Source organism: Psychrobacter sp. H27 (assembly GCF_059072655.1).
Window position 1 is genome coordinate 768,631 of the sequence record NZ_JCACRX010000001.1, and the last position, 13,393, is coordinate 782,023.

Annotated in this window: 11 protein-coding genes; 5 read left to right on the plus strand and 6 right to left on the minus strand. The window is 44.6% G+C overall.

Annotated features, from left to right (window positions below; genetic code table 11):
* Positions 1 to 19: 19 nt before the first annotated feature.
* The 5 genes from nth (at position 20) to AC5JPY_RS02980 (ending at position 3,789) form a co-directional block, all read left to right on the plus strand.
* Positions 20 to 715: an endonuclease III gene (gene nth, locus AC5JPY_RS02960; protein ID WP_319050481.1), complete on the plus strand. Its 696-nt coding sequence runs from the start codon at positions 20 to 22 to the stop codon at positions 713 to 715.
* Between the two features lie 154 nt (positions 716 to 869).
* Positions 870 to 1,466, plus strand: a complete 597-nt coding sequence (locus AC5JPY_RS02965; RefSeq protein WP_493852064.1) for a DJ-1/PfpI family protein — start codon at positions 870 to 872, stop codon at positions 1,464 to 1,466.
* Between the two features lie 162 nt (positions 1,467 to 1,628).
* The gene (metK, locus tag AC5JPY_RS02970) at positions 1,629 to 2,795 is read left to right on the plus strand and encodes a methionine adenosyltransferase (protein WP_319050483.1); all 1,167 of its coding nucleotides are present in this window, start codon (positions 1,629 to 1,631) and stop codon (positions 2,793 to 2,795) included.
* A 75-nt stretch (positions 2,796 to 2,870) separates the two neighbouring features.
* On the plus strand, positions 2,871 to 3,230 hold the full coding sequence (locus AC5JPY_RS02975; protein ID WP_493852065.1) for a DUF3144 domain-containing protein: 360 nt from the start codon (positions 2,871 to 2,873) through the stop codon (positions 3,228 to 3,230).
* A 214-nt stretch (positions 3,231 to 3,444) separates the two neighbouring features.
* The gene (locus AC5JPY_RS02980; protein WP_493852066.1) at positions 3,445 to 3,789 is read left to right on the plus strand and encodes a hypothetical protein; all 345 of its coding nucleotides are present in this window, start codon (positions 3,445 to 3,447) and stop codon (positions 3,787 to 3,789) included.
* 129 nt (positions 3,790 to 3,918) lie between these two features.
* Here the strand turns inward: AC5JPY_RS02980 and AC5JPY_RS02985 are convergent, their stop codons facing one another.
* The 6 genes from AC5JPY_RS02985 to AC5JPY_RS03010 all read right to left on the minus strand — a co-directional run bounded on the left by AC5JPY_RS02985 (position 3,919) and on the right by AC5JPY_RS03010 (position 13,393).
* Positions 3,919 to 5,571 carry a BCCT family transporter gene (locus AC5JPY_RS02985; protein WP_493852067.1) on the minus strand — a complete coding sequence of 551 codons (1,653 nt, stop codon included), beginning with the start codon at positions 5,569 to 5,571 and terminating at the stop codon, positions 3,919 to 3,921.
* 229 nt (positions 5,572 to 5,800) lie between these two features.
* Positions 5,801 to 7,444 (minus strand): BCCT family transporter, encoded by a 1,644-nt coding sequence (locus AC5JPY_RS02990; RefSeq protein ID WP_493852068.1) that lies wholly within the window; start codon positions 7,442 to 7,444, stop codon positions 5,801 to 5,803.
* Positions 7,445 to 7,610: 166 nt separating this feature from the next.
* On the minus strand, positions 7,611 to 8,876 hold the full coding sequence (locus AC5JPY_RS02995; protein WP_493852069.1) for a PQQ-dependent sugar dehydrogenase: 1,266 nt from the start codon (positions 8,874 to 8,876) through the stop codon (positions 7,611 to 7,613).
* 203 nt (positions 8,877 to 9,079) lie between these two features.
* Positions 9,080 to 11,677, minus strand: a complete 2,598-nt coding sequence (gene clpB, locus AC5JPY_RS03000; RefSeq protein WP_443526300.1) for an ATP-dependent chaperone ClpB — start codon at positions 11,675 to 11,677, stop codon at positions 9,080 to 9,082.
* Positions 11,678 to 11,893: 216 nt separating this feature from the next.
* Positions 11,894 to 12,475: a L,D-transpeptidase family protein gene (locus AC5JPY_RS03005; RefSeq protein WP_493852070.1), complete on the minus strand. Its 582-nt coding sequence runs from the start codon at positions 12,473 to 12,475 to the stop codon at positions 11,894 to 11,896.
* Positions 12,476 to 12,586: 111 nt separating this feature from the next.
* Positions 12,587 to 13,393, minus strand: coding sequence for an SDR family NAD(P)-dependent oxidoreductase (locus AC5JPY_RS03010; RefSeq protein ID WP_493852071.1), 807 nt, complete (start codon positions 13,391 to 13,393; stop codon positions 12,587 to 12,589).

Sequence of the window (13,393 nt, forward strand, 5' to 3'; positions counted from 1 at the left end):
AGATAATAGCCATAACACCATGAGTAAAACGGTCAAACATAAGACAGCTGATACCCCACCTTCACGGCGAATGCCCAACCGCGATGTGCGTCCATTCTTCGAAAAGTTAGAAGCGGCCATCGATGAGCCCGTCACTGAACTGCATTATAAAAGTAACTTTGAGCTGCTGATTGCGGTCATTTTATCCGCACAGGCTACCGATGTGAGCGTTAATATTGCCACTCAGCAACTATATCCTGTGGCAAATACACCTGAGGCGATACTCGCGCTAGGTGAAGAGGGTCTCAAATCTTATATCAAAAATATTGGTTTATACAATGCCAAGGCCAAAAACGTCATCAAAACCTGCCGCGATTTGATTGAGAAATTCAATAGCACCGTCCCTGATAATCGCAAAGATTTAGAATCACTAGCCGGCGTTGGGCGTAAAACCGCCAATGTGGTGTTGAACACGGCCTTTGGTCAACCCACCATGGCGGTTGATACGCATATTTTTCGGGTGGGTAATCGTACCGGTCTTGCTACTGGTAAAAACGTGCTAATCGTCGAAAATAAACTGGTTGAACGTATACCCGATGACTTCATAGTTGACGCCCATCATTATCTTATTTTACACGGGCGCTATACCTGTCAAGCACGCACACCCAAATGCGGTGCTTGCCCTGTCTATGAGGAGTGCATGTTCAAAGACAAAGCTAAATTTTTAGAACTATAATGACCATTGATTGTTTGCCGTTTGATCACTGTGTTTTACTTTTATGGACCGATAAAGTATTGATAGTGTGATGACATGTCATGATATGGTGTGACAAGCTGCCATAATACGATAGCTGTACTTTATAAGAGATACTTTCAAATAAGGGTGCCACATGCGTACGATTACCGCGCTAGTGTTCGATGATTTTGAGACCTTGGATTTATTCGGACCCGTTGAGATGTTTGGGAGCTTGCCTGAGCATTATCGTATCCAATTTACCTCAATGGCTGGTGGCATCATCCGCAGTAAGCATGACGTACCTATGCAAACAGTCACTGTCAGCGAATTAGCCTGTCAGACGGATATTGTTTTGGTACCAGGCGGGTTTGGTACACGCCAGCTAGTCTACGATTCATCCTTTTTGCAAACGCTAACAACTCTCACTGATGAGGCTGATTGGGTACTGAGCGTCTGTACTGGTAGCGCCTTATTGGCAAAAAGCGGTGTGTTAAATGGCAAGCGAGCAACCTCTAATAAAATGGCATGGCAATGGGTGACTTGTCAGTCGGATCAAGTGAATTGGATCAAGCAAGCACGCTGGGTCATTGATGGTAAGTTTTATACCTCATCAGGGGTTAGCGCAGGCATGGATATGGCACTTGGTTTTATCGCTGATAGACATGGCGTCGAGAAAGCCTACCAAGTGGCGCAACATACTGAATTTCGTTGGCAAGAAAATAGCGACATTGATGACTTTTACCGCCCTTAATCCATTACCAGTTACCTCACAACACCATACATTGCTAGAGTTTTACCTCGATACACGGTAAAATATGCTAATTTTTTGATTCGTTTTCGTCTTTCATTTTTCTATACATTTAATAATGACTGAGTTTGTCGACTACAGTCCCTGCAATTAAGCGACCCCATTATGCGTGAATACAACTTATTTACCTCAGAATCTGTGAGCGAAGGTCATCCTGATAAAATGGCTGACCAAATATCAGACGCTATCCTCGATGCTATCTTACGTGAAGACCTACATGCCCGCGTAGCTTGCGAAACCCTAGTAAAAACAGGCGCGGTCATCCTTGCTGGCGAAATCACCACAACAGCAAACATCGATTTAGAGCGTCTGGTTCGCGATACGGTTAATGGTATTGGCTATCATCATTCAGATTTAGGGTTTGATGGCGAGACTTGTGCCGTCATCAACATGCTGGGCAAGCAGTCTCCTGAGATCGCTCAAGGTGTCGATCGTAGCGATCCTGAAGAGCAAGGTGCAGGCGATCAGGGCTTAATGTTCGGTTATGCCAGTAATGAAACTGACGTATTGATGCCCGCCCCTATCGAATACGCTCACCGTCTGATGGAGCGTCAGTCTGAGCTGCGCCGTGCAGGCGATCTGCCTTGGTTGCGCCCCGATGCTAAAGCACAGGTCACTCTAAAATACGATGGCAATCGTCCTGTCGCTATCGATGCAGTCGTTCTATCGACACAGCATGACCCAAGTATCTCGCAATCAGATCTACAAGAAGCGGTGATGGAGTCTATTATCAAGCAAGTACTACCAGCCGATCTGTTACATGCTGGTACACGCTATCATATCAACCCAACAGGCAAATTTGTGATTGGTGGTCCTGTGGGTGATGCGGGTCTAACGGGTCGTAAAATCATTGTTGATACATACGGCGGTATGGCACGTCATGGTGGCGGTGCATTCAGTGGTAAAGATCCTTCAAAAGTAGATCGCAGCGCCGCTTATGCGGTACGTTATGTGGCGAAGAACATCGTCGCCGCTGGTCTTGCTGATCGCTGTGAGATACAAGTCAGTTACGCCATTGGTGTGGCTGAGCCAACCTCTATCTCAGTCAATACTTTTGGGACGAATAAAATCAGCAACGATGAGATCATCCGCCTGATTCGTACCCATTTTGACTTGCGCCCATATGGCATCACTCGTATGTTGAACTTACTACAACCTATGTATCAGCAAACGTCTACCTTTGGACATTTTGGTCGTCAAGGCTCAGAGACTGCCTTTACGTGGGAAAAAACAGACAAAGCTGACATCTTAAAAGCTGACGCTGGATTATAAGCGTCACTGCTTTAGAGTCTTTATAACCCATTTTATATACTAAAAATTACCGACACTTATTACTAGGAGCAGCTTATGTCTCAAGACAATATTCAAGATGGTAACACTCAAGACAGCAATGTCGAAATCACTCCTGAAATGCAGGCGTTTTATCAGCGTGCTGACGCCATTATCGGCATCGCAAACAGTCAATTAGGCCCTGATGCTCATTCAGGACAAGTAGGCGCTTCTCTATTGTATGCAGCTGCTCGCTATAGCGCATCAGTTGCTTCTATTGGCTTTGTCAAAGGCGATGATTTTGCCAAAGAAAAAGACGATATTGTTGAGTTTTATGTTAAACAGTATCGCCAGATGCTAAGCGACAACTTGACAGATTATGCGCAAAACTTCGATAAGTATGTGCAGTTAAACCAAGATGATAAGCCAGCTGAATAAGTAGATCTTATCCTCTTAGGAACTTATATCTAAGCATGGCAGCAGTAACCGTCTTTATCAAATAAAAACCCAAGCTCATTAGGCTTGGGTTTTTTGTGAAAGATTATTGAGTAGATAACTATAGATTGGCTATTATATGATTTAGCAGTCTCACTATATAGCTCATAGGCGATAACAGGACGCTATTGGACGACATAAACAAGGAATTATCCTCATGCAACATAACCTACCTCAATTACCACTATCAGCATTCGTTAACCCGTTTAAGTCATCATGGCTTATTTTGTCCCTCGCTCTTACATCGGTACTAATACTAACAGGTTGTAGCTATATTCCTGATAGCGTTACCCCTATTCAGTCAGGCACGAATAATATTGAAAATACGCTTACCCAGTGCCCAGCTTCTCCCTCTAACAAAACCATGTGCACCATGCAATATGAGCCTGTCTGCGTGAAGACTCAAACAGGCTCAGTGATAAGCTACCGTACTGCGGGCAATGCCTGTTCGGCATGCAACCTACCTGAAGCCATCGGTTATACAGAAGGCGAGTGTCATTAACCATTAGGGCATTATTAGTAGCAACATCTACTCAAGCACACATAAAAATACCCAACTGTCATAAGCTGGGTATTTTTATGGCGGCGAAGACTAATGGCACCATTAACATTAAAACATTCGATCTAAGAATTAAACTTCTTTTTCGATGGCTGGTGGTCCTTTTAACAACTCTTCGTCACGGAACTCATTGGCAGAGTTGTGCTCTGCTGACTCTTCGGTAGTGAACCACTGCTGATTGCGATACAGTATCAAACGATCTCGGCTCAGGCCACGTAATAAAGAATACATCATCACGACGATCACAATAGCGAACGGGAAACCTGAGACAATAGAGGCGGCTTGTAGTGCACTCAGTCCACCTGCTGCTAATAGTACTGCAGCGATAACGCCTTCAGAGCCTGCCCAAAACAAACGCTGAATTTTTGGTGGGTTGGTATCGCCACCTGATGTCAACATATCGATAACGAAACTGGCTGAATCTGATGACGTGACAAACCACAACACAATCATCACTACGATAAGTAGATTGACCGCGTTAGTGACTGGGTAAGACTCCATCAACTTAAAGATAGCGCTACCTGTATCTGCTTGTACCGCCTCGATAAGTCCTGGACTAGCAATACTGGGATCTGCTGCTGCCATAAGTTCCATATTTACTGCAGAACCACCAAATGCGGTAAACCATAAAAATAAAATCGTGACAGGGATGAACAACACTCCTAACATGAACTCACGAATGGTGCGTCCTCGAGAGATACGGGCAATAAATACCCCAACGAATGGTGACCAGCTAATCCACCATGCCCAATAAAATATCGTCCAAGAGGACTGCCAGTTTTCTTCGCCCTTATAAGACTCTGTCCAAAGACCTAACGGTACAATTTGATGCAAATAATTACCAATATTCTCTATCAGACTATTAAAAATAAATTGAGTTGGTCCAAAAATAATCACAAAACTCAGTAATATGATAGTGAATAATATATTAATATCACTTAGGCGTTTGATACCTTTATCAAGTCCTACAAACAGAGACAACCCTGCTAGCATCGTGATAATACCTATCAAGATAATCTGCACCGTAATACTATTAGGAATACCAAATAAGGTCTCAAGACCTGAATTGATCTGTAGGACACCAAGACCTAACGTCGTGACTACCCCAAACATCGTACCGAATACCGCTAGTGTATCTACCGTATGACCCCAACCACCGTAGATCTTTTTACCCAACATTGGATACAAGGTTGAGCGTATAGCCAGTGGTAAGCCTACCCGGTAATGGAAATATGCCAGTGATAGCGCGACCATGCCATAAAGCCCCCATACATGAAAACAGTAATGAAGGAACGAGATGTTCATCGCTTGTTTTGCTGCAGCAACAGTTTCTGGTTCTCCTAACGGCGGTGCCATAAAGTGATACAGTGGCTCAGCGGTACCCCAGTATAGCAGCCCAATACCGATGCCTGCCGAAAACAACATACCAACCCAAGAAACAAGATTGTACGCAGGTCTCTCGTTTTGATGACCAAGCCTGATATCGCCATAACGACTAAATATCATATAAATACTCATGACCAATGTTAAATTGACCACGACAATAAAGAACCAACCAAAGCGCAAAGAGACAAATGCTTTTGCTTGATTGAACACTATCTCTGCTTGCTCGTTGAATAACGCGCCAAAGATAATAAAAGCAAGTATCAATATTGCTGACGTCAAAAATACAGGTTTGCTTACCCGCGGAAAAGGGCCTACTCGGCCAACTTTTACATGATCCATAGGTATTCCCCCAAAAAAAAGTGCGTAACCATACCAAGGTATGAGCCAATTATCAAATATAACACTCAAAAAACAGTCGCTAATGTATAGGTATGGTATCGACACTTTGGTAGCTGTTTTAACTGGGGTTCATTTATTCTAAATAATCCTCATTTGTAGACACCAATAAAAAAGCCCCAATTTATTGAATTGGGGCTTCTCTGAACAACCTGAATAACGACTTTACTGCTTAGTCACCTTTTACAATCTTAGGTGGACCTTTGAGTAAATGCTCATCGACGAACTCGTTAGCAGAGTTATGATCTGCTGACTCATCTGTGATAAATTGCTGCTGCGCACGGTATAGAATCAGACGATCTCGGCTGAGCCCGCGCAGTAACGCATACATAATGACAAATATCACTAGAGCAAACGGTAAGCCTGCGACGATAGCTGCCGCCTGTAGGGCAGAAAGTCCGCCAGCTGCTAACAATATAGCCGCGATAATGCCTTCTGTCGTTGCCCAAAACAAACGCTGAATTTTTGGTGGATTGGTATCACCACCAGCTGTCAGCATATCGATAACAAAACTGGCTGAATCCGATGAGGTCACAAACCATAGCATGATCATAACCACAATCAATAGCGTGATAGGTTTTGCCAACGGATAGTACTCAACCAATTTAAAGATAGCACTACCACTGTCTGCTTGTACCGCTTCGACCAACCCTGGGCTGATACCTGTCACAGCAGAAGCAAGCTCCATGTGAATAGCAACGCCGCCAAAAGTCGTAAACCAGAAGAACAAGATAAGCATTGGGATTAACAATACGCCAAGCGTAAATTCACGAATGGTACGACCACGAGAAATACGGGCGATAAAGATACCAACGAATGGTGCCCAGCTAACCCACCATGCCCAATAGAACACTGTCCAGCCGCTCTGCCAATCCGTTTCGCTATAAGACTCGCCCCATGTACCTAGTGGTACAATCGCGGTCAGATAGTTACCGATGTTTTCGATAAAGCTATCAAAGATAAATAGCGTTGGTCCTAAAATAACCATAAACGCGAGCAATACAACTGTAAAACCGATGTTGATGTCACTAAGACGCTTGATACCTTTGTCCAGACCCATCATAACGGAAGCCGCTGCTAGCGCTGTGATGAAGGCAATCAAGCCAAACTGTACTGTCAGACTATTTGGCGTACCAAACAGCTTTTCTAGTCCGGAGTTGATCTGCATGACGCCAAGTCCGAGCGAGGTAACCACCCCAAACATCGTACCGAACACAGCCAAGATATCAACAGTGTGACCCCATAGGCCATAAATTCTTTTACCCAGTAAAGGATACAAAGTGGAGCGAATCGATAACGGTAGACCGCGGCGGAAATGGAAATAGGCCAACGACAGCGCTACGATTGTATAGATTGCCCAAGCATGTAGTCCCCAATGCATAAACGAGATATTCATCGCTTGCTTGGCTGCTTCTACTGTCTCAGCCTCACCCATCGGCGGTGCCATAAAGTGATACAACGGCTCCGCTGTACCCCAATATACTAGGCCAATACCGATACCTGCAGAGAATAACATACCAATCCAAGAAAACAGATTGTACTGTGGTCGCTCCGTTTGGTTACCAAGCCTAATATCGCCGTAGCGACTCATTGCCAAGTAAACACAAAGTATAAGCGCGACGTTGACTAATATAATAAATAGCCAACCGAACTTATCAGTAATAAAGTTCTGTAAAAAACTAAAGACAGCCCCTGCTGTTTCGGTGAAAAGCGCACCGAAAATAATAAATCCAATAATCAACAGTGACGATGTAATAAACACAGGTTTGCTCACCCGTGGAAAAGGCCCCAATCTACCTACTTTTACTTCTTCCATGTGCAAGTCTCAAAATTCAAGGAATATTACCTTAACAAAATAGGCTTTAACTATCAATCAATTACAAAATAAAACTTGATAAAACCTTTTGTTTATTCTAAAAGATTTGATGCTTATTTTAGAATAACTACATAAAATCATAACCATAAATCATCTAATCCAATGACTATTTAGGCATTAATCTGAGTAGTTGTCCGCCATCACCATCCTCTAGCGCCCACACTTGCCCATCGACTGCCATCACGCTACGAATACGCTCACCCATATCATAACGATAACGCTCAGTAGCACTATTATCTTCATTGACACGCACTACGATAAGCGCCTTCGAGGACAAGCCACTGATCAAAAAATCACCTTGCAATGCTGGGAAGTCGTTATGGCTACCAGCAGTATATAGACTGAGTGAAGATGGTGAGATAACAGGCGTCCATGTAATTTTAGGCATCTCAAAATCAGGACGAGTGTCATGGTCTGGGATTGGTGTACCTGAATAATTGCGACCATTTGAGACAATCGGCCAGCCGTAGTTCTTTCCTTTTTCAATCAGATTAAATTCATCACCACCCTTTGGCCCCATCTCATTGGCCCAAAGCCTGCCATTTTCATCAAATCTAATGCCAAGTACATTGCGATTGCCCATTGTCCAGAACTGAGAGGCAATGTCATTGCTGTCACTGACAAATGGATTGTCCTTTGGCACAGAACCATCAGCATAAAGTCTAATGATTTTACCCAAATTCATGCTCATATCTTGTGCTGGTTCTTTGTCTTGGCGTTCGCCTGAGCTGATATATAGATAACGTCCATCCGGCGAAAATAGCAATCGATGACTATAATGCCCTTGTCCTGTCACTTTTGGAAACTGCTCCCAAATGGGCGTGATAGATTGTAGTGTGGGCGTATTAGTATCTAGTCCTGCGAGCGTCGCCTTAATAACTTTTGCACCAAATGTATTGCTCTCACTTCCCGTCCCTGCTTCTGCATAGCTTAGATACACAGCATTAGAAGTCGCAAAGTCTGGGGCTAGTATAATGTCTCCTAAACCACCTTGCCCACCATAAGCAACTTCAGGTACGCCTCCGACCTGTGTTTTGCTACCTGTTGCGGTATCCACAATGAATAACTCGCCTGTTTTTTGGGTGACCAGTAGCTGTGGCGATTTGTTGGTGGTACTGGGTAGTGCGGCCATGGCCCAAGGCTCATCAAATGTGGCCACTGACTTTGTTGTAAACTCAGGCTTTTCTAGACTGACCTGAGCATCGCTTACCTGCATATCCGCTTTAGGCACTTGCACTTCTTTATACTCTGTCACTTTGTTGCTGGTGTTTACTGTTGAAGAGTTAGAGCAAGCTGCAGTACTGAACAGTAAAGCTGCGATTACTAGTGGCAATGCTAAAGGTTTATTAATACGCTCGATATGAGTTGTCATTGTTTTTCCTCTTTATTAGGTTTGCGCTTATATTGCTAGTCATTTATTTATAGCACAGTCCTGATAGTTAAGAGAGATTTAAAACGTAAAAGAATCGTAGCGTAAAATAATTGTCTAAACGAAAAACCCCTTACCTACGATTGTAGATAAAGGGTTGATTTAGCGCACATAATGAGGTCAAACAAGCGTCAACGTTAAAGTGATTAGCTCATTCTTAGCTTGTCAAAAGTCAGCTTGTCATCTGCGCCAACATCAACTTTGATGATATCACCCGCAACGAAATCGCCCGCCAGTAGCTTCAATGACAAAGGGTTTTCGATCTCTTGCTGGATGGCACGTTTGAGTGGGCGCGCGCCATAAACTGGATCATACCCTACTGCCACCAATTTATTCATCGCATCGGCTGATAGCTCAATATCCATCTCACGCTCTTGAATGCGCTGACGCAAGCGATCTAATTGAATGTCGGCAATACCTGCCATCTGCGACATACCAAGCGGATGGAAGACCACAATTTCATCAATACGGTTGACGAACTCTGGACGGAAATGCTGCCCAACCGAATCCATCACTTCTGCCTTGATATCATCGTAGCTCTCACCTACCATCTCTTGAATCTTATGCGACCCTAAGTTACTGGTCATGATAATCACGGTGTTTTTGAAGTCTATCACCCGTCCTTGTGAGTCAGTCAAGCGACCATCATCCAGCACTTGCAGTAAGATATTAAACACATCGGGATGGGCTTTTTCCACTTCATCGAAGAGTATAACGCTATACGGTTTGCGGCGTACCGCTTCCGTCAATGTGCCGCCCTCTTCGTAACCGACATAACCTGGAGGCGCACCAACTAGGCGGCTGACGCTATGTTTTTCCATATATTCACTCATGTCGATACGTACTATCGCCTCTTCAGAGTCAAATAGGAAGTTTGCCAGTGATTTGGTGAGCTCAGTTTTACCAACACCCGTAGGTCCCAAGAACAAGAACGAACCAGAAGGACGATTGGGGTCAGACAAGCCCGCACGGCTACGACGTACCGCGTTTGCAACGGCTTCGACCGCTTCGTTCTGACCGATGACCCGCTCATGGAGCTTTTCTTCCATGGCTATCATCTTATCACGCTCACCTTGCATCATTTTGCTGACTGGAATGCCCGTTGCCGCTGCCACGACTTCTGCGATTTCGTTGTCTGTTACCTTATTCCGTAGTAATTTGACACCGCTACCTTCACCTGTCTGCTCTTTTTGCTCAGCCAAGTCAGACTCATGGATACGACGCTCAAGCTGCGGAATAGTTTCGTATTGCAGCTTACTCATGGTCTCGTAGTCGCCTTCACGGCTGGCTTTATCATAGGCGATACGGGCTTTGTCCAGCTCGTCTTTGAGCTGCTGACTGCCTTTGACCAATGCCTTCTCTGCTTGCCAAACCTCATTGAGATCAGCATACTCTTTTTCCAATTCAGCTATTTGGGCATCGAGCACTTTTCGCTCGGCCTGTGCACCAGCGTCTTCTTCATTTTTGAGCACTTCACGCTGCATTTTTAACTGAATGAGGCGGCTATCGAGCTTACCTAATGACTCAGGCTTGCTGTCCATCTCCATACGCAGACGACTGGCTGCTTCATCAATCAAGTCAATCGCCTTATCTGGCAACTTGCGATCGGTGATATAGCGATGACTCATACGTGCTGCTGCGATGATGGCACTGTCTTGAATATCGACGCCGTGATGCAGCTCGTAACGCTCTTTTAGACCGCGTAATATCGCGATGGTATCTTCGACCGTTGGCTCATCAACCAAAACCTTTTGAAAACGACGCTCAAGAGCAGCATCTTTTTCGATATACTTACGGTACTCGTCCAGCGTCGTAGCTCCAACACAATGCAGCTCACCGCGTGCCAGTGCTGGCTTTAGCATATTACCTGCATCCATCGCGCCTTCTGATTTGCCCGCACCGACCATCGTATGTAGCTCATCGATGAACAAGATGACGTTACCTTCTTGCTTCGCTAAGTCACTCAATACGCTTTTGAGTCGTTCTTCGAACTCACCGCGGAATTTTGCCCCTGCAATGAGCGCCCCTAGATCTAACGACAGCACTTCTTTGCGGCGCAGACCCTCTGGTACGTCACCATTAATGATTTTTTGTGCCAATCCTTCTACGATGGCGGTTTTACCGACACCTGGTTCACCGATGAGTACAGGGTTGTTTTTGGTACGGCGCGACAGTACCTGAATAGTACGGCGAATCTCTTCGTCACGACCGATTACTGGATCAAGTTTACCCAGCTCTGCTTGTTCAGTCAGATTGATCGTATATTTATTGAGTGCATCGCGCTGATCTTCTGCGTTTTGGTTATTGACCGTATCATCACCGCGTAGCTGCTCAATGACCGCTTTTAGTTTGCTAGCCGTTACGCCGGCACTTTCAAATATCTTTTTGGTTTCGCCTTGCTCAGCGAGTGCCAACATCACCCATTCAGTCGCGATAAAATCATCGCCTTCTTTTTGAGCCTGACGATCTGCCAAGTTCAAGATTTTAACCGAGTTTGGGTTTAGATTGACGTCACCTGTCGGTTCCGAAATAGTCGCCTGATTGTCTAATGCCTTGGCAACGCCATTTTTTAGCGCTGGAATAGAAGCACCCGCTTGCTGACAGATAGATAAATTAGACTCATCTTGCAGTAGTACGCCAAGCAAATGCACAGGATCGATACCGGTATGATCGCGACCTAACGCTAGGCTCTGTGCTTCTTGAATGGCGGACTGCAGTTTTTGAGTGAATTTCTCAAATCTCATATGTATATCCTTTTATAATTCGTATTATCAGAGGTCATTTTAGACGCTAGTGCCCTCTGTTATCTGTCATTTATATAAGGTATATATACAATTATTTCAAGACAGTTACGCCATAAAACCTTACTAAAAACAATGATATTTAAAATAGGGAAAAACTATCCTTTATAAAGCATCAATTTATACTTACATCTTATAATTATCATAAACTTAAACCGTTTACTCAACGATTTCAATCACCGTACCAACCTTAACGGCTGCCATAATGGTATCCATCTCGTCATTGGTAACCGCGATACAACCATCAGTCCAATCGCGGCTTTGGTTCAACCAGCTCAAATGTCCAAAGCCATTCATTTGTCCATGAATCATGATATCGCCGCCTGGGCTGACGCCTAGCGACTTTGCGTGTGCTTTGTCCGCAGCATTTGGATAGCTAATATGAATGGAACGATACGCAATAGAGTTCTCATTTTTATAATCTAAGGTATAAATCCCTGTCGGCGTACGCTGATCGCCTTCCTGCTGTTTATGACCAACTGGGCTGTCGCCAAGCGCAATACGGTATGACCGTATGACATTGCCACGCTCCATGAGCTGTAAGACACGATCTGATTTATCCACAAAAACTTTATCAATAACTGTCGAGGATGGCATAGGATCATTGGATGTTGATGGACTTTCACTATAGGCAATAGCGCTAGTGCTCGCAAAGGAAATGAGGCTAATACTGATAAGTATTAGCAACGAGTGCGGATATGATTCGCTTAATTGGTAAGATTTTTTGCAAAAAAATGACATGAAACTTGATCCTTATCATTAACTCTCAAGAGTAATTAATAATACTGTATCAAAGAATCATGCCATATTATGTAGATCAATTTTGTGTGAAAATAATGAAAGCAACAAGAGCTAGACCATACGAATGGCACCATCTAAGCGAATGACTTCACCATTTAGATAGGCATTATCAATAATATGGGTCACCAATTTGGCAAACTCATTGGGAGCGCCCAAACGTTTAGGATAAGGTACGCCCGCCTCCAACTGTTCGCGGGCTTTTTCTGGAATAGATTCCATCATCGGCGTAGCGAAGACACCCGGTGCGATAGTCATCACGCGTATACCGTGACGAGCCAGCTCGCGAGCAAGTGGTAAAGTTAATCCAACCACGCCTGCCTTGGACGATGAGTAACTGGCTTGGCCCACTTGACCATCAAAGGCGGCGATAGATGCCGTATTGATAATAATACCTTGATCCGCATTTTTTCCTATATGGTTCTTTTCTGCATTGGCATCTGTAGCGCTGTCACTGGCCAAACGCTTGGCGATACTCGCTGCGACCAAACGGGCAACATTGAATGAACCGACCAAATTAATGTTGACCCCGCGGCTAAATGCCTCAAGATCTGCCGGGTTGTTATCACGATCTAGAAGCTTTTGTACGACTACGATGCCCGCACAGTTGATTGAGCCTTGTAAGCCGCCGAAAGCTGACTCTGCCAGCTCAACCGCTAATTGCACTTCATCACCGTTGGTGATATCACAACGCACAAAACGTGCGCTATCACCTAGCTCGGCAACCAATGCTTGCCCTGCTGACTTATTCAGGTCAGCGATGACGACGTTACCACCTTGATCGACAATAGCCCGAGCCACTGACTCGCCCAAACCTGATGCACCGCCTGTGACCAAAAAGCTGTTTTGTTTAACTTGCAT